Below are 23,101 nucleotides of genomic sequence, written 5' to 3'. Positions count from 1 at the left end.
GACATGAAAAAACCGACCTCCTTAAAATTAGATTTTTAGGTCTAACTTTAAGGGGGCGGTTCAATCATGATAGATTGAGGGTCTTTTTTAAATCGTCTAGTACTCGTAACGAACACTTAATGTATAGGTACGACCAGCAGTTGCCTCATTATCATAGAATTCACGGTCAAATATATTATCAATACTAAATTTAACTGTAAAATCAGGGGTAACGCGATACCCAACACTGGTATTCACTAAGAAATAGCCGTCATAAGCACCGTATTCGCCGGCTGCTGCCGTAGAGCTTTGGCGTGCACTAACATATTGCATATCTAACAAACCGGTCCATTTTTCCTTGTCATAAGCCAAACCGGCATGGAAGATATGTTTCGGTACAGAATAATCAACTGCATTGCTATAGCCTGATTTATTAGTATCCTCTAATTTCGGACCACTAACTTTACCCGACTGCCAAGCATAGTTAACGTATGAGGTTAAATTATCTGTAAATTTATGCTCGTAATTAAGTTCAATACCGCGTCGTTTTTCTACGCCGTAATTTATGTATTGCTTATATTCTGTAGTACTTGTCCCCGGCAAGTAGAAATAGGTATACTCAATTTTGTCCTTGGTTTTAACATTATATAAGGAGATATCCACTGAATCTCGATCCGTCAACTGGCGTTTCATCCCTAATTCCCAGGTTTTGGAAGTTTCAGGATCTAAGCCCGGATTTGGAATAACATTACCCATACCGGAACCGCCATAACGATAAATATATACTAATGGTGGTGGATTAAACGACTCACCATAAGACATATAATAATTTGTACTTTCATTAGCTTTATATTCTAATGAAACTTTAGGACTTATATGATTATATGTTTTACCCTCGGATGTGGTATCATAACCGTTTTTACCACTGGCCCAGAATGTACCGTCACCTTTTTTATAACGATCATAACGTGCCCCAACAAATAAAGACCATTCATCATCAAATTTATACTCATCTTGTACAAATACAGCCAGATTGCTTATTTTACCTTCATCTTGTGCATATTGATTAATAATGGAGTTTTTGTTATGCCACGAAGAAAGATTATAACGCTTCTGAATCATTTCTTCCGTATGATAAGAGGCACCGGCATTAATGGTATGCTTTCCTATATCTCGCCATGTTTTTTCAACTTCGTACGTAAATTTCTTCCCTGGATGGAGAGAATAATCACCGGCCCCGGTCCAATCAACATTTTTATAGGAACTAGGTACAGTAGGTGATGTAAAACCATCAACCTTATCATGCGTATAACTTGCACGCGCCAAGAAATCATTTGCCGTATCACGATATGTCAAAATATGGGTATCACGTTTATTTTCATTATCATAGCCTAAGAAATTTTTAGGAGATAAAGAAATAATTTTATTTGTTCCGACCTGAACATTGCCAGACCATACAGGGTTTCCTTTAGTATCATGTACATAAGTAAATGGATTACTATAAGAGGATTCACTATTAATTCGATTATAGCTATAAACTAAAGATTTAGATTCATCAAAATTGTACCCAATTTTAAAGCCGTAATTTTCATGTTCCCATTCTTTCTCACCACGACCACCGTATATATAAGTACCATTACTTAACTGTGGTAAATCGGCACTAATAGATGCTGTACCTTTTTTTGGTGCAAGCGATCGATAAAATCCTTTATAGCCATCAGAGGAGCGTTTTTCATAAGTAACCCCTAAACTCCATTTGTCTGATAAACGAGAATTAACCGACACGGCTTTTTTCCAAGTATTATAGCTACCATAGGATACATCTGCCACTACAGAAGTTCCATATTCCGGTGCACCTTTAGTCGTAATATTAATAACACCGGCAACCGCATGACCACCGTATAAAGAGGATGCGCCACCGCGCAATACTTCAATACGTTCAATATTCGAAATTGGAATCATATTAAAATTTACAGTTCCGTTATAAGTATTATTTTGTTGAACTCCATCAACTAATACCAAAATATCTGTAGAACTCATACCACGCATAGTCAAACTGCCTTGCGCACTTTGGTCAATAAAAATACCCGGCAAAAACTGTAAAGCTTCTTGAACCGACGAAATATTCTTGTCAGCTATATCTTGTGAGGTAATAACGCTTACACTGGCCGGCACATTAGCAATAGTTTGCTCCGTTTTTGTCGCAGTTACGACCACTGTCCCTAAGTCATAATCAGTAACCACATCTTCGGCCTGTACACCAACACAGCTCAAAATACTACCACAGCATGCCAATACTGCCGCTCGTACTAACAATCCCTGACCTTTCATAATACCCTCCTAATAAAATTACCCTAAATTACTTCTGTCCAAGAAAATGGGTGCAGATCATAATCAGTTAATAGATTTATTTTTTTTACTATTCCTCTTCTTTTAACACTACCTCACCTAATGCTAACTCAAGGTTCTTAGTAATCCCTTCATAATCCATTAACTTATAAAAAAACATATCTACTTCAATCTTGAAATAGATATGCTACATGACCTTTGCCATAATCGCCTCTCTATCGCTCGTAGATTAAAACGGAGATTATAAATAGGCAGGTCTCCTGGCTTAGATTCATAGCGCCTCTCGCCTTCCCGGAATATCCAGTGGCAACATGAGATTAGCTCCTCTTACAGTGACGGGATCGCATCGGCTTATACCGATTTCTCTATTAAGTCTAAATCGACACCTATAAATATGTATAAAATTTCTTTATGTACATTATATATTTACTTTTCCACCTCGTCAATCTTAATTCAAAACAAATATTAATCATGCTATACCCTCTATTGTATACTAAAACTCCTTTATTTCATAGGGTTTTATGGCTTATCATCGTTAATTTTTATATTTAAACATATTATTCTAAACAGTATTTTTATACAAAAAAACCTTAAAACAAAAGATTTTTTACTTTAAGGTTTCATCTTATAGTTAAACTCTATTTATTTTTTTAATAATATTTTTAATCAAAATAACTATACTCTAATATAATAATTTACTGCAAATACTCAACTAAAAATCTTCAAAAGCCGCTAACAATTCTTTCGTGTATTTTTCTTTAGGATGCCGATAAAGTAATTCTGTCGGTTGTAATTCAATCAACCGGCCTTCGCGCATAATTCCGATACGATTACAAATTACGCGTAACAAATCTAAATCATGCGAGATAAACAGACAAGCTAAAGATCGTTCCTTTTGAATATCTTTTAAAATAGAAATAATCTGTGCTTGCACCGATACGTCAAGCATCGATGTCGGTTCATCCAATAAAAGAATCTTCGGATTTAATAACAGTAACCTGGCAAGACAAATACGCTGTAATTCTCCGCCGGAAAGTTGATGCGGATATCTGGAAAGTAACTCTTTACGAAGTTGTACTTTCTCTAAAACATCCTCTATACTATGCTTTAAATTAATATCTTGATTCTTATGGATACGAATCGGTTCTTCAATAGACTCTTTGATTGTCATGCGAGGATTTAAAGACGAAGTCGGATTTTGAAAAACTAACTGCATATCTTATCGCATTTTTTTATTCTCATTTGCCGACATTTCATTCCTGTTCTTTTTCCCACAATTCATTTAAATTGATATTTCTTAATTTTCTCAATTTATCAACTCTTCTCATATAGTTTAAATAATAAAATCATCTTATATTTAGCGTTAATATATTGCAATCTATAAAAAATAATCATATATATTCATTCAGTTTTTATAGATTAAACTTTTCAAATTTCATAAATATTCTATGAAGAAATTATACTTAAAAAATCTTGAAATGGTCAATAAAATATGAATTATTATCATAACTAAGCTTTATTTCTTGAATCATCAAGCTAGCGAGAATAAAAAAATGCAATAAATTCTGACTAATATCAAAATTCATTGCATTTTCTAGTTAAAATTAATATGGACTTAATAAACTAAACTCTATTAACGTAGGATTTAATTTCCTATCTAAAATGTCCCTACACGTTTTCACCACATCAGCCAATAATTTATACGAATAGGCTTGTACGCTTTGGTCGTAAATTAAGCTCTGAGCCATAATCTCTTCAAACGTTACCCGTTTTTGTAAATCTTGCAACTGTTTAGCCGCGGAAGCCGGACTGCCAATCAACGAAACGGACGTCATCTGTCTAACTACGGCCTGCTCACGGAACGCGATGTCCTCTGCTTTAAAAGGAATAGGGCCAAAATGCGGTGCTCGTTTAGCTGCCACATAATTATCCCAAAGTTCAGCTTCTGTTTCCACCGGCGGCTGCAAACCTTGATTATTACCGGTAACAATATCAATAAAACGTTGTGTCTGAGTCGTTGCTAAATGTTTAGCTTCTTCATCAGTATCAGCCAAGACGACATTCATACCCAAGATAACATATGGTTTTGACAACACTTTAGACGGTTTAAAACGTTCCCGATAAATCTCTACCGCTTCTTCCATCATGGCCGGTGCAAAATGAGAGGCAAAGGAATATGGCAAACCTAATTCGGACGCCAAGTACGCACTGTCAGTGCTGGAACCTAGAATATAAAACGGTACCTGAAGACCGGCAGCCGGATAGGCATGAACATTATTAGTATCATCGAAATAGCCTTTTAACTCACGCAATTCTTCGGCAAAATCGGTATAGAGATTATTAGTGCGTCGAAGAGCCCGTGCTGTTACCTGGTCCGTACCGGGAGCTCGCCCCAAGCCCAAATCTAAACGATTCGGATAGAGCGTTTCTATCGTGCCATATTGCTCTGCCACCAAGTACGGGCTCTGGTTCGGCAACATTACCCCACCGGAACCGACACGAATCGTTTTAGTATTAGCCAAGGTATGTTGAATCAGAAGTTGAGTCGCACTACTTCCCAAGGATTTCATATTATGATGCTCGGCAATCCAGTAGCGTTCATAGCCGTAACTTTCTACGGCTTGAGCCAAGTCAATCATGTCTTTATAGGCGTCAAGATAAGTCTGACCAGCTCTTAGGGGTACCAAATTTAACATGGATACCTTTAAGCCTGTTTGCACTGTCTTAACATCTTGCTTATTGTCTTCCTTCATATATATCTCCTTATACACTATTATGTTCCTGGCATAACTGCTTTATCGTATTGAGCTAATTACACCGTAGCTTCTATTAAATCTACATTTCGTGATATGAGTATATATCCTAGAGTTATTATATGATTTATCTTATTCGATGCCAACAATATATTTAAATATTTCTATGAAGTTAATTATTATAACTCAATAATCCTCCATCGGCGCGGACTCATTTATCCGTTACATAAGATTAGACAACGACCTCATAATAAGATCTACATCCTGGTTTTCCAGCTCTTGGATAATATGAAGATATGTCTTCTGTGTCGTAGTCATACTGGCATGGCCAAGTCGCCTGGCCACACTGGCAATAGAAACTCCGGCAAATAGTAAAATCGATGCATGCGTATGACGCAGGCCATGAACCGAAATTACAGGGATATCAAGTTTCCTGCAGCACCGCTCCAGCATATCATTCACAGTCGAGTTATATATCTTTTCCTTTTTAATGAAAATCGGTTTATCCTGCGGCAAATCTTTAACAAGAAAAGCAAATTGCATAATAACCTGCCAGTCTATTTGAATTTTACGGACTGACGACTTATTCTTTGTCGGTGAAAACCCACCGCCATTTTTGTAATCCCATGTTTTACTCACAGAAAGCGTCTGATGAGCGAAGTCAAAATCTGCCGGCGTAATGGCCAATGCTTCTGAAAAACGCATGCCTGTCTTAGCTACCAACAGAATGAACCAATCCCAATTCACTTCATCACCTAAATTCAGGCTTTTCAGCAATGTATGAAGCTCAAACTGATTCAAGTATTTTGTTTTCTTCGGGGCTTGTGCCTTCCCTTTAATAATAACCTTACGGGTCGGATCGCGCGGAATCAGGCCTTCATCAACCGCATCAAGAATGGCTCCTTTCAACTGATGATGGAAGTCCATCGTCGTCTGCCGCTCATGCTCCTTAGCATACTCATTAATGATTTGCTGATACGAAACCCGCGTTACATCACAAAGTCTCAATCCCGGAGCCAGTCGTTCCAGCCAAGCAAGGCTCATATGATACTTCGAAAGTGTCACATTGCGAATAGCGCTTTCCTTATACACCGAAACCCAGTTACGATAATAGTCCGTTAAATAATCCGTAGCTTTATTTACAATCGACATAAGTGCCTCCTTCCTACGCCGATGAAGGATTGGAGGCACTCGCTTGGCTCATCTTTAATTGTCTTTTTAGTTTCGTCCGCATTATCACTACAGATTTACTTACATGTGTTGTGATAGTTCTTACTTGCTTCGTTCTTCTGTTCCTCTTCGTCCGGATCCTGAATGTCAAAACCGCCTTCCAAAACAAATTTTGTGAGCAACTCATCTACCCGATTATTCACGCGGAATGGTGGTAACTTCTTCTTATCCACTTTTGTAAAATATTCTTGCGCTTTTTCTCTGACTACCGTTGCTTTTAAGGCGTCAAAACGACCATATTCATTCAAGTTATCCTTCGTTACATGAGCGTCCATCAAATTTGTCAAAAGGACTTCATCAACACCAAGATAGGTGGAAATCTTTTTGTTTTGCTGGTTTTTAGCTCGTTCTATATATTCGAAAATATAGTCCCTAAATGTCTTACCATCGACAATTTTTACATCACCGGTCTGCACATCATGGAGAAAAATATTCGCATATTTTTGCTCTTCCTGTGTTAAAAAGGCAAAGGATTTATGAAGGTCAGTCAACGTTTCCTCAACCGTAGCCGGATCGGCATCAGGGTCTAATAATTGTTTGCGCCATTTTTCAAAACGAGAATTCATGTAGTCGTTGTCAATAACACCCGTGTTCTGTTCAGTAAGATATGGGTCAATCGGGAATGTAATTTCACCACCATCATCAGGAGGATTTCCCCCTGGGCCCGCTCCTCCTGTTCTCAATTCTTTATAACGCTGATTCAAAATCAGATAGTCATCTTCCGTCGGCAACAGCTGAATCATTTCTTCTTCGCTCGTATCTTCCACATCAATTAAAGAAGAATATTCCCTTTTATTCCACGTAAACCCTTGAATCCTAGCGGCCTGAAGATAAGTGGAGAACTCACGGAACAATTTAGCAAACTTAGCTTTAGACGGTGTATCTTCCGGCAATGTATCCATATCCGGCACGCCGGCGCTTTTAAAAATAGTCTTCATTTCAGCAAACGTGGCATTCATATGACGCACATTATCCGGTAAATGGTCGGCAAATAAGCCTTGCGGACGGTCGCCGGAATAAAGCTGTACAGCTTCTTCAATATTGCGTTTCATCGTATGCGGCATGCGATAATACCGAATCGAACCAAACGGCTTTTCATTAATATTGAAAAGTCGGTTAGTTCTCGAAAAAGCCTGAATTAAATTCTGATATACCAGCATTTTGTCCAAATATAAAACATTGATCCACTTTGAGTCAAAGCCGGTAAGCATCTGATTCACAACAATCAAAAGGTCCAATTGTTTTTCAGGCTTTACCCATTTATATGGCGTTTTGTGCGCCAATCGAGCCGACACATCTTTTTTAAACTTGGCATAACCGCCGATGTCAAAGTTTTGCTCGAAAATAGCATTATAATCCTCAAGCATAGCCTTGAGACCGTCTTCCTTTTCTAAAGCATAGCCACCTTTATTATCAATAGTTGGGTCAAAAAGGCCGGTTACCTTTAACTGCGGATAGCGTTTTCTAAACTTAAGATAATAACGAACGGCTTCCGGAATGCTACTGGTGGCAAAAATCCCGTGGAATTGATGATTACGCGAAAGTGTACGCCAGTTTTCAGCAATATCGTCGACTACGGCCCACTGGTACTCATCCGTTTGCCAAGCTTCTTGCTCTACATAATCTTCAATCCCTCGTACGTAAGAACCGTCCTCTTCACGTTTACCCGCCATAGGAACCTGCGCCGACGACATAAAGCGATAATATGTTTTGCTCATCGTCGGATCTTCTAACGCCTCTTCAATCGAATAAGCCCCCGATTCCTGTAAAGCAACTTTTTCACGCAAATCTTTATCCTTATACACCATTACCATGGTCGGGTCAAAACCAAGCACGTTCTTGTCGCGAATGCCGTCAGCAATGCTGTAACGATGAAGTTCATCACCAAAAATATCCGCTGTGGTAGTCATGGCTTGTTCGTTTTCATTAAAAACCGGCGTTCCCGTAAAACCAAAGAAAAGTGCATTCGGGAAGGTAGCCTTAATCGTGGCCAACATCTCACCAAACGTCGAACGATGACATTCGTCAATAATAAACACGAGCCGCTTAGACTTCATTAACTCAAGATCTTTGGACCGCATTTTGCTGGCTGCATCTTCCTTAATATTACTCATCTTTTGAATCGACGACACAATCAAGGTGTCCTTCGGATCTATGCTTTTCAACTTACTGATCAAGGTAATCGTATCTTCCGTTTCCTGCACATCATCCACATTATCCGCAAACGCCCGATATTCCTTGAGCGACTGCGTGCCAAGCTCGATTCTATCCATAAGGAATATAACCTTATCCGCATCCTTTGAATTGGCAATAAGCTGCGCCGATTTAAAGGACGTCATGGTCTTACCGGAACCCGTGGTATGCCAAATATAGCCCCCACGCTGATTTCCTTCGTGCCAATCATTTTTGGACACGCGGTCAGAAATCTTGTTGGACGCATAATACTGATAACTGCGCATTACTTTTAAAACACCGTCAGAATCGTCGGCAACCGTGTAAAAACCAACCAATTGATGTGCCATTGGAATGGATAATAGGCGTTCCGCCACAACCTTCCAATCATTCACCGGGTCATTATTTAGGTCAGCCCAGTGGAAGTAAAAATCCGGATTGAACTTGCCATCAGGCCCCGGATTGGCAAAGTACAAGGCCTCCTTAGGATTCATAGCTACAAAGATTTGCACCAATGAAAAGATTCCTGAAAAAAGCCCTTCATGTGCGTATTTTTCAATCTGATTAGCCGCTTCAATTACAGGCACACTGGATTTCTTGAGCTCAATGTGAAACACCGGCATACCGTTGATGAGGAGCATCAAATCGCCGCGTCTATCCTGCAACACCTTTTCACGACGGACAAAACGAGGTTGCTGCACAATCTGATAACGACTTTGCCCGGCCGCAATTTCCATGCGGTCATAAATCTTCAAACTTACTTCCTTACCGTAATGCAATGTATCGTCAGGATTTTTCCGCGTTATGGACACAGTTTTCCCATTAATAAAACCATCTAACTTCAAAGGAGTGCGAAGACGACGGATTTGTTCCAACAAATCTTCCATTTCTTCTTGAATCAGAGGATAATCTCCCAGACGATCAATATCTCTGTTATTTTCAAAAAGGATATTTGCCCAGTTTTGAAGCAAATCTTGTTCCGTCGGATTCTTGAGAACGTCCTTTTCCCAACCATAACGCTGCAATGCAGTTATTAAAGCCGCTTCAAAATCTGATTCTTTGTTAAAATCATCCATAACTTTACTCCTTTTTCTATTAATTTCCATGAATTTTGCTGTCGTTGATGAAAGGTAATGAGGGTATCAAAGTTAGAAAAAAAGTTTCCCATACAATACTGTTCTTTCATAGATGGAATATCTGCTATCATTCCTTTCAAGTCAGCAAAAGGTGGAATATTTTTCATTGCAGATCCATTACTCATTTTTGCAGAAAACTCATCAATCTTATTGCTAAATATAATTTTATATAAATCTTTTGTAATAAATCCTTCATTCACTCTAATCCGCATGAGTGCCTGATTTATAATGCCTGGCTTTGATTTATGCGGTAATTCATATATCTCGCCAATTGTACCCGCACATGAAACAATAATATCGCCCGCATGTGTCTCAAAATTTGATAACTTCTGAGCATATTCTCTTGTTATAAAATATCTTGCAAATCGCCAGTCTTTATTAATAGCATTTTGTTGTTCATAAACTTTAACAGTATCAATTCCTTCCGGAACAAAAATCTCTTTTTTTAACGCACTACCAAACGGACCTTTTTTATAATCAGCCATTTCCCCCAACTTACGCTGTTCCCAATCATCACTGAAGCCTTTGAACCTAATCCTCGGGGTTTTTCTTTTTTCCATCTCATTAACCCCCTATCAACTTCTGCAATTCACGGATGCCGGCCATATCAGCTTCTGAGCCGGTAAGTTCAGAAAGCATAGCAGACAATTCTTTTTCAGTCTTTCTGATTTCTTCCTCAATATCGCTCATTGTTTCAGCATATTTTTTAGACAAAGTTTCAATACGATTCGTAAAGTCATTGAGCATGGCATCAGCAAGAGCTAATGTGCCATCTACAATCGGTTTTGCCCATTTTTCATGGAGAAGTTCGCGTACCGCCGCATCAGAAAGAGATTCAATAGTCTCTTTAGTCAAAAGATGCAAATCGGTTTCTTCCGTTTTAATCTGATTTTTTAATTTCTTCTCTTTATCGTTAAGACTTTGCGCGCTTTTAAGGGTCTTAATTAGTTCCTTATTGTCAGCTTCGTCCTTCTTAAGTTCAGCTATTACGCTCTTAATATTTTTTACCACAAAGGCATCATTAGCATCATTAAGAGCCTCGGAAATGGTTTCCTTATCATCTTCACTCAAAGACTCGAGCAATTCCTCATAGGAACCCGGAATTTCAGAAAGTTCATTACTCTTCTGCGTCAAAGAATCCAATTGTTCGGCAAGGCAAACGCGCTGCACCAAATCAAAGTCAAGGATATGACCTTTCCAGCCATCCTGCACTTCCGCATCTTTGCCGTTCTTTTTCTTAATTACCATGTTAGGGTCAACGGTACGAACAGCCTCCATGCCTTCCGCCTGAATCAATTCCAAATCACCGGCGATGGCTCCATATTGTTCTTCAAAAATCTCATAGGCCTGATATGGATCTAAGAGTGGAATCCCGGTAAAGCGTTTGAAAAGTTCAGTTGCCAAGGATTCTTCTTTTCTAGGAATAGAAAGACTCATAGCATCGTCAATCAGTTCACGGTCTAAGCTTTCGCCTAAATCGGCAAAACGGTTGCGGAATTGTGCCAAGAAATTCTGCACATCTTTATTATCCAGGATAGTCTTTTTAATATCCTCAGTACTTACAGACACATACTCATCACCAGTAGTAAAAAGCTCTTCTTTTAACGATGGGAATACATTCCAATAAGCGTCAAAATCAGCTAATTCAGCTACCGGAATGCCACCAAACATAGTCGCATAAATATCATAAGATTCGGCTTTTTCAGAAGAATCCACATAGCGCGGAATGTTCAAGTTATAGTCATTGTTGCGGATTTCTTCGCGAGTAACGACACGAGAATATTTATCCTGAGTCAAACGGCCTTTCACCGTGTCTACAATACGGCGAATATCTGATGCTCGAAGTTTGTTATTTTTACCTTCTTTGGCAAAACCTTTAGACGCATCAATGATGAGCACATCGTCGTTTTCACGTTTTTGACGAAGCACCATAATGATGGTCGGAATGCCCGTGCCGAAGAAAATATTTGCCGGCAAGCCGATAATCGCATCAATATTATTCTGCTCAATGAGGTTTTTACGAATCTGACCTTTTTCACCACCGCGGAACAATACCCCATGTGGCAAAACAATAGTCATAATGCCGCCAGGTTTCAAGTGGTATAAATCATGTAATAAAAACGCATAGTCTGCTTTAGATTTAGGGGCTAGACCATAGCGAGAATAACGCGGATCACTTTCTTTACCGGCCGGTTCCCAACGTTGTGAATACGGTGGATTGGAAACAACCGCATCCACATAGAGCGGCTCATACGTACCGACCGGATCCGCTTCATCAAAATACGGCCAATCTTCTTCCAACGTATCCCCGTTGCGCGTCAAAATATTATCCGGCAAAATCCCACGCATAACCAGATTCATACGGGTCAAGTTATAGGTATTGGACTTCAATTCTTGCGCATAGTAACGAATACTATTTTCGTTTTCCATGTATTTAGCGGTAGTCTGGCCGATATTTATAAGCAAGCTCCCCGAACCACTGGTTGGGTCATAAATTTTGATGTTTTCACGACCTCTTAAATGATTAGCTACCACTTCAGACATAAGCAAAGACACTTCGTGCGGCATGTAGAATTCCCCTGCTTTTTTACCGGCATTAGCTGCAAAATTAGAAATCAAATATTCATAGATAAAGCCAAGAACGTCATAGTCCTGCTTTTTATCCATCGGAATTTCGTTAATAAGCTGTGCCAAATCACTAACGGCCTTCGTCTGCGATTTCGTGTTTTCACCCAATTTAGAAAGGCCTGTTTCGAGGGTATTAAAAATCCCGTCAAATACTTTTTATGGGACGGTGAAATCAGACGTGTAAAGGATGATAAAGCAGTTCGCACATTGTCTACCGAGAAATCTGCCCCCATTTGAATCCATGTGGAAAAAAGGTCTTTATACGCAATAAAATAGCCTAGATTCTTTTGAACCGTACGCACCGTTTCATCGTCATCCTCGTTTACGTATTCTTTGATGTCTTCCGGCGTGTATTCTTGGGATAAAAGCCACTGTTCTTCTTTGTCCGACAAGTATTTATAAAAAATGAAACCAAGGATATAATCCTTATACTCATTCGCTTCTATCTTAGACCGCATGCGGTTTGCAGACTCCCAAATCTTGGCAGCTAACTGCTGTTTGTTCATAAATCCATCCTCCAAATAATACCCTTTAAGCAAAAAAAGGCAAAAAATTTTTATTTTACGCTGTTGTCAAGCGTAAGTCTATATGAATATATTATATGAAAAATAACTTAATAAGCCAATAGAAAAACGTAAGAACAGCACCGAAGGACGTGGAACGCCACCTTGAGGCAACAACCAAAAAGAGAAAACCAGCCGGAGATAATTCGGTCGAATTCGACCGAATTAAACTTTCTAGCAATAAATTAACTAAAATTGCAGACTCTTAATACCTTTAAATTTTTACCTTTTAGCCAAACAACCATTCTTATTTTCTACCATTGACTCAAACGTTTATTCGATGTATTATTTTAGTAAAGAAGTTATTACGTAAAAAGGAGGTGCCATCATGGGCTATATTAATTACGACTTGGAGCCCCGCTCAGACATTGCGTTTGTCGACATGAAGTCATTTTACGCCAGTGTCGAATGTATTGAGCGCGGTTTAAATCCCCTCACAACTTCATTATGTGTCATGAGCCGGGCCGACAATTCCAAAGGCCTGATTTTGGCGTCCTCCCCAACGTTCAAACATGTCTTTGGCAAGCAAAATGTAAGTCGTTCCTACGATTTGCCTTTCGATATCGAAACCAGGAAGTTTAATTTACGCCGTGCCCTTAAAGAAGGCTTGCCCATTACGCCCGACTTCATCAATTATATCGAGAGCTGGGCCAAACGCACCTTAATCGTGCCGCCGCGCATGGGCCTTTATATTATAAAAAACCTCGAGATTCAACGCATTCTGCGCGAGTACGCTGCCACCGAAGATATTTGCCCTTATTCTATCGATGAAGGCTTTGTAGACCTTACTCGATCTTTGAAGTATTTTGTGCCCGATCCGCGTTTAAGTCGCCGTGAAAAGCTGGATATTCTCTCTGCCAAAATCCAGCATGATATTCGCCAGCGAACCGGTATTTTCTCTACCGTCGGTATGTCGAATGCGAACCCGTTACTTGCCAAACTGGCTCTCGATAATGAAGCTAAAACGACGTCTACTATGCGTGCCAACTGGTCGTACGAAGATGTATTCACTAAAGTATGGCAAATTCCCAAACTAACTAACTTTTGGGGCATCGGCAGTCGCATGGCTCGCCGTTTAAATAATCTTGGCATTCACTCCATCAAAAAGCTGGCTAACTGCAATCCGGATATTCTTCAAAAAGACTTGGGCGTCATCGGCGTACAGCTCTGGTTTCACGCCAACGGCGTTGATGAAAGTAACGTACGTGAACCGTATACGCCACAATCCAAGGGGTTAGGCAACTCACAAATCTTGCCTCGTAACTACACAAAACAAGATGAAATCGAGCTCTTGCTCAGCGAGATGGCGGAACAGGTGGCTATCCGGCTACGCCGCAGCCATCAGCAAACACGTTGTGTGTCCGTTTATATCGGTTTTGCCAAAGAAAGCTATTTTGAACAACGGTCTCGCGGTTCTTTCCAAGCACAGATGAAGATTGAGCCGACGCAGCTGACCGATGAATTGACGCGCCACGTCATTAAATTATTCCGAAAACATTATAAAGGAGAAGCAGTTCGTCAAATCGGCGTTCAATATAGCCAGTTCATTCCGGAAGCCTTACAATCCATTTCCCTCTTCGACAATCCGGATACGGTGCGCAAAAGTCACAGCCTCCAACATACCATTGATGATATTCGCCGTCTGCACGGTTTCTTGGCCATTCAAAAGGCATCGGTTCTCTTGGATTCATCCCGTGCCATTGCCCGCAGTAAACTCATTGGCGGTCATGCAGCCGGTGGTGCCGGCGGTTTGGATGGTTTAGTATGATTGACCGCTCCTATTTGCCATTCAAATCCGCCCGTGCCTACAAAGACCGCAAAATGGCAAAATGGATGGGCTTCTTTTTATCCGACCACCAAACGGCCTTACTGCAATCTCATATGAATCTTGAAATCGATGAATCCATGAGTCTTGAAGAACGTTTAACCTGGCTGGGTCGACTCTATGCCGGTCAATACACGGCCACATTTGAGGTACGCGTGCAACGTAAAGGTCAACCGCTCACCACAAGCCGTATCACAGGCAAAGTTTATGATCTCAGTTTGACTGAAGTCACGATTAAACACCAAGATGATACCTTTACAACCTTACCTATAGATACTATTAATCGCATTACAACCGAGGAGATGGCAAACGATGGAATCTAGAGAATTTCAACGTAACCAATTACAATTTTCATACTTTTCACCGAACTATCTGAAATTTGAAGAAGATTTTTATGAATATTCTGCCTTGGATACACCGCTAACCTTTTTAACCGATGATATTCTACAAAGTATGGCCCATTCACAGCAAAATTACTTCAAGCTCAACAAGGAAAATGCCAAAGATAACCGCAACCATTATTTCTATTTTAAAATCCATGCCGTCGAAGGCAAACGCCTTATTAGGCAATATATTTATGACGGTCATTCGTTAACAAAAAGATAATCTGTAATGTTATAAACAGGTTAGCTATATAAGAGAAGACTGTTAGTATTGTACTCCAAATTTTAAAGGGGTCGAATTCACCCCCTTTAAATCAGAGGTTTCGATATAATGTAAATAATTTTGAAAATATTCAATTTCATGTTGCCATTTAAATGCTTATTTTCTGTTTTTAGATTACAATATAGATAACTACTAACGTATCATAAAAATATTACACAGGAGTTTATATTATGAGTATGGGCTACGGCGGTTTTGCTAAAAAAATATCAGAAGACGACGTATCTGTTTCTTACGAATATGGCAGTTTTAACCTCAATATACCAAAATATATAAATAAAGAGAAAATAAGCGACGGTCTTATCACAATCAATAAATCTGCTTTTATTAAAGCTGAAATACATCAGCGAATTCGCCGCCGACCTTCCGGTCGTAAACGATTAGAAACAAAACAAATTATTAAAGCGGTAGATTGGAATAAAGAATTTTCTCTAGGCAATATAACTTTTAAAAATTGTAGTCATTGTTGGCACGCCAATCATATTCCTCTTTTAGATATACAAATCGACATAACAATTCTTAAAATACTGCGTAGAATCTTTGAATATTATCAAAAAACCGGAGAAATTCCTAATCAACTTGAATATTTCGTATAAAAATCATTATTAATAAAAAAGCAACCAAAGGCATTTTACCTTTAGTTGCTTTTTTGCTTTATTGATTAAGTTACTTGACTTAAAATCAGATGGTTACTTAACCGAGTTCTTATATTGTTACTTAACTGGATTTCTTATTGCCCACCTAGGCAATTCTATTTTTGCCCACTTAGGCAACTTATTTTCTAAACACCGTAAATTTATCCAAAGCTTTTACTTCTTGCCATTGTCCCGGCATATCGGCTTTAAATTCTTTTAAACGGCGATTATCTACGATGGCAACAACATGATCACGTGTTGCCACGGTTTCTTCCGCAATGAACGGCATTACGTTTTTCGTATTCCAATTCATAGCCGATGGTTCAAGGCCCGGAATAGCAGCTGCTTTTTCAACACGATAAATCAACTGATTACTGTAGAATCCGGCGGACGTCTGATAACGCCCATAACTTACAACCATATCCCCCCGTTTAACCGTTTGTGCCACCACGTTGCCTACAGCTTTAGAAGAATAAGCGTTGCAATACGGCGTCGCTACGGCAAAGGTAAGCACGGAATACAATATGAGATTGGCAATCACGGTGTATTTCACCAGTTTCAAATGATTTACCATGACACGAGCCGCCAAAATAGCAATCGGCAATAAATACGGGAATGTATAGGTCGTGTATTTAGTAGCCATCAATTGATAGAACACAGCAATTGTAAAAGCCCAAATCAGTAAGAATACCGTAGTTTGGTCAAACTGCATCATAGCACGCAGGATTACTCGCCAAGTTGGGGTGCCATCACTATTACCTTTAATAGCATCTTTCATAGCCGGTTGTGCGTGAATAATAGCGCCGGACGCACTTACGGATCCAATATTCATAACCAATGAGCCAAGATGATTATCATCATGGCCATCAAGTGAATCGGTGCCTTGCCCCAAGCTTATGCCGGTACTTGAAGTGGCTGCTATTTGCAAACGCTCACGCTGCGCCTGAAAACGACGTTTAAATAAATACGGTAAGGTAAATACCCACGGGAAGAATCCGATAATAAACATGCCCAAATAGTAATACCACACATTATCCCGCGGATGTTCCGAAACGGTAGCACGCAATACATTATGAACCCCCAAGAAGGTGTCGATAAAATCCATGCCGTGCACGCTGTACATGTAGTAGTACCAAGGGCCGGCAGTTAGAACAAATATAGCAATCCCGCCAAGCCATTTCATATGAAGCAGCTCTTTGTAATCGCGCTGTGAAACGAGGAATAATACTACGATGAGACCTGGTAACAACAAGCCTATAGGACCTTTTGTCAAAACAGCCATTCCTGCAAAGAAATACGCTCCGTAATAGTAATTACGCTTTTTAAAATAATAGCCCAAATAGAAGAAAATAAGCGCCGCGTTGAAGAACACAAATAAGGTCATATCGGTAATTACAGTTTTAGAAATGAGCCAATATTCTAACGATGTGCCCAAAATAACCGTAGCTACAAGCGCTGTCAGGCGGTTAAAGAGTTTTTGTGTGAACCAATAGGTCATGAGTAGACCGCTAATGCCGAATAGAGCCGGAAAAAAACGAGCTGCCCATTCGTTAATACCAAAGAGTTTAAAGGCGGCGATGACTTCCCAATAAAAGAAAATCGGTTTGTCATACCAATAATTACCGTAAATCTGAGGCGACAAATAATTGCCGGCCTGCAGCATTTCCTTCGCCGTTAAAGCGTAGTTTGATTCTACCGGATCCGTGATGGCAATGCCCCAATTACCCAGAAAAAACAGATACACACCTAACAGTAGAATCCAGCCGAGATATTTTTTTGACTCACTCATGATGGGCACTCTCCTCAATCTGCTTATAAGATAATTCATAATCTGAAACTGAATTTTTAACTATTATGGGACGGCGCTGTGCGTATTTTTTGTCAAGAAAACGCCAACCGTATACACTGGCCATACCGATAACCACTCCAAATATACCTCCCGCAATGACATCTGATGGATAGTGCACATATAAATAGATTCTTGAAAAACTGATAAGTAAGGCTACGCCTAAGGCCACATAACGGCCCGGAATCTTATTCATAAATAAAATTATAACTGCGGCTAAAGCTGACCAAGCATGACCTGACGGGAATGAATAATCCCAGGGTTCATGGATTAACAGTTGCACCGCCGGTTGCAGTTCAAACGGTCTAAGCCGTGCCACCATCGGCTTAACGCCCAAGTTCAAGAGAACAAAGCCTATGAGCATGGCCGTCATCATCATGTAACCTACTTTTCGGTATTTTTTTTGAAACATAAAGAATATGCCAAGAGCAATCCAGATTGCCCCGCCATTACCCAAATCAGTGGCTTCTTCCATGAAAATATCAAGCCAATGTGCATGCCCATATAACCATATATAATTTAAAATCGAAAAATCATACTGTTGTATGAGACTAAAAACTTGTTCCATCAATGTTAAAAACTCCTTTATTCCAATTTACACTCTCAGTATACAAAAGGGTTTTAAACAAGATTTACACCAAATATAAACAAAATTTAAACTTTTATTTCAAATTAATAAACCAAGTTTTTTCAATAAAAAAATAGCTGCCGGACGGGATTTTTCCCATCTGACAGCTATAATGCTTACCTTATATTCTATTTACTTTGTATTGCTCTTTGACATGCTATTGTCTCCGGCAATACTTTATCGAATGCTACATTTTAAACCAATACCCGTACTGCATTTTAACGCCACACTCGTACTACATTTTAAACCGATACCCGGCGCCCCACACGGTTTCAATGTAGCGCGGATTACTCGGATCATCTTCGATTTTTTCACGTAAACGATTGATATGAACAGCTACGGTTGCCACATCGCCAATGGCTTCGAGGCCCCAAATGCGCTCGTACAAGGTTTCTTTATCAAATACCAAATCACCGTTGCGGACTAAGAATAAAAGCAATTCATATTCTTTATTTTTCAAATTTACTTCTTTATTATGCACAAAGACGCGATGTGAGCCCGGCTGAATGAGTAAATGGCCCACCTGAATGTCCGCTTCCCCTTTGTTGCTCGTCGAGTCTTTACGCAAACGCTCATATTGCGCAATATTTGCCTTAACACGCGCTACCAAAATACTTGGGGAAAACGGTTTTTCAATGTAATCATCGGCACCCAGGCCTAGCCCGTGAATCTTATCTATATCTTCCTGCTTAGCCGTTACCATAAGAATCGGAATATCCAGTGTTTCTCTTAATTTCTTTAAAATACTAAAACCGTCAACGGTCGGCAACATGACATCAAGCAATATTAAATCAAAAGGTTCATTTAAGGCGAGTTCCAGCCCTTTGCCGCCGTCATTGGCGATGGTTACTTCAAATTGACTCAGCTCTAAATAGTCTCGCTCAATTTCAGCAATTGCTTGATCGTCTTCAATTATTAAAATTCGTTTCGCCACTGCATTAACCTCCGTATTTCGGGAACTTCATGATTATACGCAAACCACCGTCATCAGCGTTTTCAGCTTCAATGGTACCACCCATTTGCTGCACCATCTTTTTAACAATCGCAAGACCGAGCCCGCTCCCCTTATGAGGATTACTGCGCGCCGCATCACTGCGATAAAACACATCAAAGAGCCGTTCCAAACTGCTTTCATTCACTCCGGGGCCGTCATCCACTAAAATCAGCGCAACCATAGCTTCCTGAGTCTGACAGGAAATATATAAGTTACCGGTTTCATTCACTTTATATTTTACACTGTTATCGGCAATATTGGCTATGATATTGCGAATTTGAAACGGGTCAGCCCAAATCAAAGAATCGTGCTCAATCATTTCACGATGCAGAATTAAGCCCTTATTCTTATACGCTTCCCCTTCATTACGAATAAACAGTTCCAAATGCGCACCCAGGTCCATTTTTTCAGGATAGCTAGGATATTCTTCCAAATCCATTTTTGAAAACGTAAAGAGATTACTGATCATGTGCTCCATTTCATCCGCCTTTGTCTGAATCATACGCACATATTTTGCCTGTAATTCCGGCGTCGTCGCAATGCCGTCCTCCAAACCTTCCGCATAGGCCTTAATCGACGTTAACGGGGACCGTAAATCATGAGAAATTCCGGCTAATAACTCTTTACGATTTTGTTCCTGCTTTTGAATCAACGTTACCGACTCTTCCAAACGACGGGCCATATCGTTAAAATCTTCACAAATTGGTGCAAATTCGTCTTTACCGTCATAGGTAAGCTTAATTTTTAAATTGCCATCGCGAATTTGACGAACCCCCGATGCCAATAAATCTAAAGCACTGCGAATACGCTGAAACACAAAACGTGTTAAGAATTTATTCGCTACAATAATGCCTATGATAAACATAATGAAGATAAATATGAGCGACCATTTAACCGTGTTTTTAGCCGGCCAGGTTCGTATCTTGATTTCTGAACCATAAATATAGACTCGATAATCACCTGCCTTAGTCACCACATTTCGTGTTGCTACGGCATGACTACCGTTTGAAATGATACCGTCACCATTTAATTGATCTGCTGCATCTTCCAGCTTAAGGGCTTCCGCGTCCGGTGCATCGCCCCAAGTCCATAATTCACCGGTCGGGCTTGCCACACGCACTGTATAGCCGGTTACTTGACGCAGTGCCGCCGATACATCCGAAATCTTCGGATCGCGACCGGCCGCTGCCGTTTCCTGCAGCTTACCTTCCACCTGTGTCAGCATAAAGGTTCCGGTCCGCTCAAAATCTTCCAAATCACGGACCCCGATGTTATTCCGTTGAACGCTTGGAATCCAAATGGCTGCCAAGCTGACAAATACAATAAGTAACGCCACTATCGATGGAATGGCAATCATCAAAATATTGGAAATTACCAGGCGCTTTTTTATTAACATGCCTTACTTTGCCTCCCCCTGTCCTTCTATAATAGGATCTGTTTCCGGTTCCAATAATCGTTTATAAAAATAATCCATGGCAAATGCGCCGATTGGCGATGTGATTAAAATCGCCATGGCCGATGCGGCCAACACTAAAGGACCGCTATCAAGCCCCAAAGCCAGCGGAATACCGCCGATGGCTGCCTGCACAGTGGCTTTAGGGGCAAAGGAAATGGCACAGTAAATGCGCTCCTTCATATTGAGCTTCGTTTTTAACAAAGACACGCCTACACCCAAAGCACGCCCCATAGAACCTAAGGCGATAACGCCAATCAAAATGCCGCTCATGCTGAGCATATAGGTCGTATCGATAGCCGCTCCTACAAGCACGAATAGGATGATTTCAATAGGAATCCATAGTTGATTAATTTGTCGATTAAGAGCCTGCCCCAAATCATAAGACACCTGTCCTTTGACCACACTGGACATAATCATAACCGCCAAAAGACCTGAAACGGCCGCATACGGCTTGAACCAATTACTGATCGCCACCATCACAAACGATGCGGCAATCAAAATCGTCAGCAATAATGTCACTGTACCGGGCAATAATTGATCGCCTTTATTCATTCGTTTGGCAATATACGACAGTATAAAGCCACCTATAAAGCCCAGCACAATGCCACTAAACAATGCTACCGGAACCTGAGCGGCAATGGCCAAGGCACTCATGCCTTCCGGTGTAGCCACATGGGCCTCCACGAGCGCTAGTACTAATGAAAAAATAACCACGACTACAATATCTTCTAATGACGAAGCTACCATGATGAGTTGCGGAATCTTCTTTTTCGTCCCATAACGTAATTCAATGAGATGAATCATGCGAAAAACCACAACGGCCGGCGACACGGCACAAACGGCAGTCGCCAAAAGTAAAGCTTCCAGGCCATGGAGGCCAAATACATAAAGGCCTAAATACGTAAGTATTGTCAACTCTATTAACATTGGTACTGTCGACATCATCAGAAGTGGCCGTCCAAGACTCCAAATATCTCGCAAATTAATAGCAAGGCCTGCCTTTACAAGGATAACTATAAGAGCTAACTGCCGCAAATCAGGTGAAATGGTAAGCATGGTCGAATCGAGCCAATTGCCCCCCTGCGGTCCCAAAAGCATACCGGCCAACATAAGCCCGATAATGGTCGGCAGTTGTATTTTGCGACACACCGCAGCTAAAGCGGCGCCACCTAATATGACAAATCCTAATGATGTTAACATACTTTAAAAACCTCCTATGACACAAGCCGTCATCAGCGATTCCATTCACTCGGTTCAAGACTCGCTTCCAAACTTGGGTCCACATCCGTTGCCGGATTATATTTTCTGATTACTTTCTTAATTTTATGTAGCGGGTATGAGTCCTATCAGGTTGATGATACTATATTTACTGTCCTACATATGCGACATGGACACCATCAAAATGCCGTCGCCCACCTTCACGTGTACTGTATCATGCCACACATTACTTACACCTACCGGCTTTGTATTGTACAAAGTCGCATTTTTCAACGCATACTTAGCTCCCGTAATCGTCACATTATGACATTCGTCAGATAAAGCGAGTACCGACAAGGAGTAGTCCATCCGCGGTTCTAAGGTAATGTCGCCATGGCTAAACAGATAACTATCCGTATCGTGGCTCACCATGCGCACGACGGCCCCTTGTGACACAGCATACATGGCTGCCTGTACATTCCCCATTAAATGGTCAAAACGACCGCCAAAGGCGCAATATAGAGTTAAGTCTTTATAATCATGTTCTAAGGCATAACGAATCGCTGCCAATGTGTCCGTATCATCTTTCATAGTCGGTAAATCAAGTATTTCAATACCCGGCGTGATTTTCCCGTGATAAGAATCAAAATCACCTACCACCAAGTCCGGTTCCAAATCGTATTCACGGATATAGGCATACCCTTTATCACAAGCTATCACAAAATCAGCTGTATCGATACCATCTAAAGGTGAAAAAATTCCACCCAGTACTATTGCACAATGTTTTCTCATAGTCGCTCCCGTCCTATTACAGTATAATATATGATTAACTATACACCATATGAGAGGATAAAGGAACAGCAAAGAAACACATAAGCCGAAACTGTTTCTTATACGTAAACTATGCCCACATGTTATACCTAAAATAAATCTCCCCATAGAGTATGAAAAAAGAGCTCCTTTACAGGAGCTCTTGCAAATATTAATTACAATGCTAAATTGCAATATCAAATTGAACACTTTGTAAATCCACTAACTTCTTAACTT

17 protein-coding genes, 1 pseudogene and 1 riboswitch are annotated in these 23,101 nt (G+C 40.3%); of the genes and pseudogenes, 4 read left to right on the top strand and 14 right to left on the bottom strand.

Annotated features, from left to right (window positions below; genetic code table 11):
- Nucleotides 1-96 precede the first annotated feature (96 nt).
- The 8 genes and pseudogenes from MXE28_RS09395 to MXE28_RS09360 all read right to left on the bottom strand — a co-directional run.
- Entirely contained in the window at nt 97-2,310 is a 2,214-nt protein-coding gene (locus tag MXE28_RS09395; RefSeq protein ID WP_156705753.1) for a TonB-dependent receptor, read from the bottom strand.
- A 250-nt stretch (nt 2,311-2,560) separates the two neighbouring features.
- Nucleotides 2,561-2,733, bottom strand: a riboswitch (cobalamin riboswitch).
- A gap of 307 nt (nt 2,734-3,040) precedes the next feature.
- Nucleotides 3,041-3,544, bottom strand: coding sequence for an ATP-binding cassette domain-containing protein (locus MXE28_RS09390; protein ID WP_247240072.1), 504 nt, complete (start codon nt 3,542-3,544; stop codon nt 3,041-3,043).
- Between the two features lie 388 nt (nt 3,545-3,932).
- Nucleotides 3,933-5,081: an LLM class flavin-dependent oxidoreductase gene (locus MXE28_RS09385; protein WP_021840519.1), complete on the bottom strand. Its 1,149-nt coding sequence runs from the start codon at nt 5,079-5,081 to the stop codon at nt 3,933-3,935.
- A gap of 222 nt (nt 5,082-5,303) precedes the next feature.
- On the bottom strand, nt 5,304-6,233 hold the full coding sequence (locus MXE28_RS09380; protein WP_226974644.1) for a site-specific integrase: 930 nt from the start codon (nt 6,231-6,233) through the stop codon (nt 5,304-5,306).
- 95 nt (nt 6,234-6,328) lie between these two features.
- Entirely contained in the window at nt 6,329-9,559 is a 3,231-nt protein-coding gene (locus MXE28_RS09375; protein WP_021840517.1) for an HsdR family type I site-specific deoxyribonuclease, read from the bottom strand.
- The gene (locus MXE28_RS09370; RefSeq protein WP_156705751.1) at nt 9,517-10,179 is read right to left on the bottom strand and encodes a restriction endonuclease subunit S; all 663 of its coding nucleotides are present in this window, start codon (nt 10,177-10,179) and stop codon (nt 9,517-9,519) included. The genes MXE28_RS09375 and MXE28_RS09370 overlap by 43 nt, the downstream gene beginning before the upstream one ends.
- 4 nt (nt 10,180-10,183) lie before the next feature.
- Nucleotides 10,184-12,355, bottom strand: a complete 2,172-nt coding sequence (locus MXE28_RS09365) for a type I restriction-modification system subunit M (RefSeq protein WP_247240071.1) — start codon at nt 12,353-12,355, stop codon at nt 10,184-10,186.
- 125 nt (nt 12,356-12,480) lie between these two features.
- A pseudogene (locus tag MXE28_RS09360) lies at nt 12,481-12,705 on the bottom strand (type I restriction-modification system subunit M N-terminal domain-containing protein); the annotation flags it as partial.
- Between the two features lie 433 nt (nt 12,706-13,138).
- On the opposite strand from MXE28_RS09360, the gene MXE28_RS09355 reads away from it, so the two are divergent.
- The 4 genes from MXE28_RS09355 (at nt 13,139) to MXE28_RS09340 (ending at nt 15,894) form a co-directional block, all read left to right on the top strand.
- The gene (locus tag MXE28_RS09355; protein WP_247240070.1) at nt 13,139-14,578 is read left to right on the top strand and encodes a Y-family DNA polymerase; all 1,440 of its coding nucleotides are present in this window, start codon (nt 13,139-13,141) and stop codon (nt 14,576-14,578) included.
- Nucleotides 14,575-14,958, top strand: coding sequence for a hypothetical protein (locus tag MXE28_RS09350; RefSeq protein ID WP_021840381.1), 384 nt, complete (start codon nt 14,575-14,577; stop codon nt 14,956-14,958). The genes MXE28_RS09355 and MXE28_RS09350 overlap by 4 nt, the downstream gene beginning before the upstream one ends.
- The gene (locus MXE28_RS09345; protein WP_021840380.1) at nt 14,948-15,241 is read left to right on the top strand and encodes a DUF5960 family protein; all 294 of its coding nucleotides are present in this window, start codon (nt 14,948-14,950) and stop codon (nt 15,239-15,241) included. Before MXE28_RS09350 ends, MXE28_RS09345 begins: the two co-directional genes overlap by 11 nt.
- Before the next feature lie 230 nt (nt 15,242-15,471).
- Nucleotides 15,472-15,894, top strand: a complete 423-nt coding sequence (locus tag MXE28_RS09340) for a hypothetical protein (protein WP_021840379.1) — start codon at nt 15,472-15,474, stop codon at nt 15,892-15,894.
- 178 nt (nt 15,895-16,072) lie between these two features.
- Here MXE28_RS09340 and MXE28_RS09335 read toward each other — a convergent pair whose 3' ends face one another.
- The 6 genes from MXE28_RS09335 to MXE28_RS09310 all read right to left on the bottom strand — a co-directional run bounded on the left by MXE28_RS09335 (nt 16,073) and on the right by MXE28_RS09310 (nt 22,846).
- The gene (locus MXE28_RS09335; protein WP_226974278.1) at nt 16,073-17,722 is read right to left on the bottom strand and encodes a glycosyltransferase family 39 protein; all 1,650 of its coding nucleotides are present in this window, start codon (nt 17,720-17,722) and stop codon (nt 16,073-16,075) included.
- Nucleotides 17,715-18,347, bottom strand: coding sequence for a phosphatase PAP2 family protein (locus tag MXE28_RS09330; RefSeq protein WP_021842353.1), 633 nt, complete (start codon nt 18,345-18,347; stop codon nt 17,715-17,717). The genes MXE28_RS09335 and MXE28_RS09330 overlap by 8 nt, the downstream gene beginning before the upstream one ends.
- A 295-nt stretch (nt 18,348-18,642) precedes the next feature.
- Nucleotides 18,643-19,341 (bottom strand): response regulator transcription factor, encoded by a 699-nt coding sequence (locus tag MXE28_RS09325; RefSeq protein ID WP_156705745.1) that lies wholly within the window; start codon nt 19,339-19,341, stop codon nt 18,643-18,645.
- A gap of 4 nt (nt 19,342-19,345) precedes the next feature.
- Nucleotides 19,346-20,797 carry a HAMP domain-containing sensor histidine kinase gene (locus MXE28_RS09320; RefSeq protein WP_156705743.1) on the bottom strand — a complete coding sequence of 484 codons (1,452 nt, stop codon included), beginning with the start codon at nt 20,795-20,797 and terminating at the stop codon, nt 19,346-19,348.
- 3 nt (nt 20,798-20,800) lie between these two features.
- Complete coding sequence (locus MXE28_RS09315; protein WP_021842350.1) at nt 20,801-22,057, bottom strand: cation:proton antiporter; 1,257 nt, start codon at nt 22,055-22,057, stop codon at nt 20,801-20,803.
- Between the two features lie 174 nt (nt 22,058-22,231).
- Nucleotides 22,232-22,846, bottom strand: a complete 615-nt coding sequence (locus tag MXE28_RS09310) for a thiamine diphosphokinase (RefSeq protein WP_021842349.1) — start codon at nt 22,844-22,846, stop codon at nt 22,232-22,234.
- Nucleotides 22,847-23,101 lie beyond the last annotated feature (255 nt).

The sequence above is a fragment of the Veillonella sp. KGMB01456 genome, assembly GCF_023051165.1.
GTDB lineage: Bacteria > Bacillota > Negativicutes > Veillonellales > Veillonellaceae > Veillonella_A.
The sequence above is the reverse complement of the archived record's forward strand: the minus strand, read 5'-3'. Positions and strand labels throughout refer to the sequence as shown.

Excerpts from the sequence above, each read along its gene's own strand:
- MXE28_RS09385 (WP_021840519.1), bottom strand. The coding sequence starts at position 5,081 with ATGAAGGAAGACAATAAGCAAGATGTTAAGACAGTGCAAACAGGCTTA.
- MXE28_RS09370 (WP_156705751.1), bottom strand. The coding sequence starts at position 10,179 with ATGGAAAAAAGAAAAACCCCGAGGATTAGGTTCAAAGGCTTCAGTGAT.
- MXE28_RS09380 (WP_226974644.1), bottom strand. The coding sequence starts at position 6,233 with ATGTCGATTGTAAATAAAGCTACGGATTATTTAACGGACTATTATCGT.
- MXE28_RS09330 (WP_021842353.1), bottom strand. The coding sequence starts at position 18,347 with ATGGAACAAGTTTTTAGTCTCATACAACAGTATGATTTTTCGATTTTA.
- MXE28_RS09390 (WP_247240072.1), bottom strand. The coding sequence starts at position 3,544 with ATGCAGTTAGTTTTTCAAAATCCGACTTCGTCTTTAAATCCTCGCATG.
- MXE28_RS09350 (WP_021840381.1), top strand. The coding sequence starts at position 14,575 with ATGATTGACCGCTCCTATTTGCCATTCAAATCCGCCCGTGCCTACAAA.
- MXE28_RS09355 (WP_247240070.1), top strand. The coding sequence starts at position 13,139 with ATGGGCTATATTAATTACGACTTGGAGCCCCGCTCAGACATTGCGTTT.
- MXE28_RS09335 (WP_226974278.1), bottom strand. The coding sequence starts at position 17,722 with ATGAGTGAGTCAAAAAAATATCTCGGCTGGATTCTACTGTTAGGTGTG.
- MXE28_RS09345 (WP_021840380.1), top strand. The coding sequence starts at position 14,948 with ATGGAATCTAGAGAATTTCAACGTAACCAATTACAATTTTCATACTTT.
- MXE28_RS09320 (WP_156705743.1), bottom strand. The coding sequence starts at position 20,797 with ATGTTAATAAAAAAGCGCCTGGTAATTTCCAATATTTTGATGATTGCC.
- MXE28_RS09375 (WP_021840517.1), bottom strand. The coding sequence starts at position 9,559 with ATGGATGATTTTAACAAAGAATCAGATTTTGAAGCGGCTTTAATAACT.
- MXE28_RS09315 (WP_021842350.1), bottom strand. The coding sequence starts at position 22,057 with ATGTTAACATCATTAGGATTTGTCATATTAGGTGGCGCCGCTTTAGCT.
- MXE28_RS09340 (WP_021840379.1), top strand. The coding sequence starts at position 15,472 with ATGAGTATGGGCTACGGCGGTTTTGCTAAAAAAATATCAGAAGACGAC.
- MXE28_RS09395 (WP_156705753.1), bottom strand. The coding sequence starts at position 2,310 with ATGAAAGGTCAGGGATTGTTAGTACGAGCGGCAGTATTGGCATGCTGT.
- MXE28_RS09310 (WP_021842349.1), bottom strand. The coding sequence starts at position 22,846 with ATGAGAAAACATTGTGCAATAGTACTGGGTGGAATTTTTTCACCTTTA.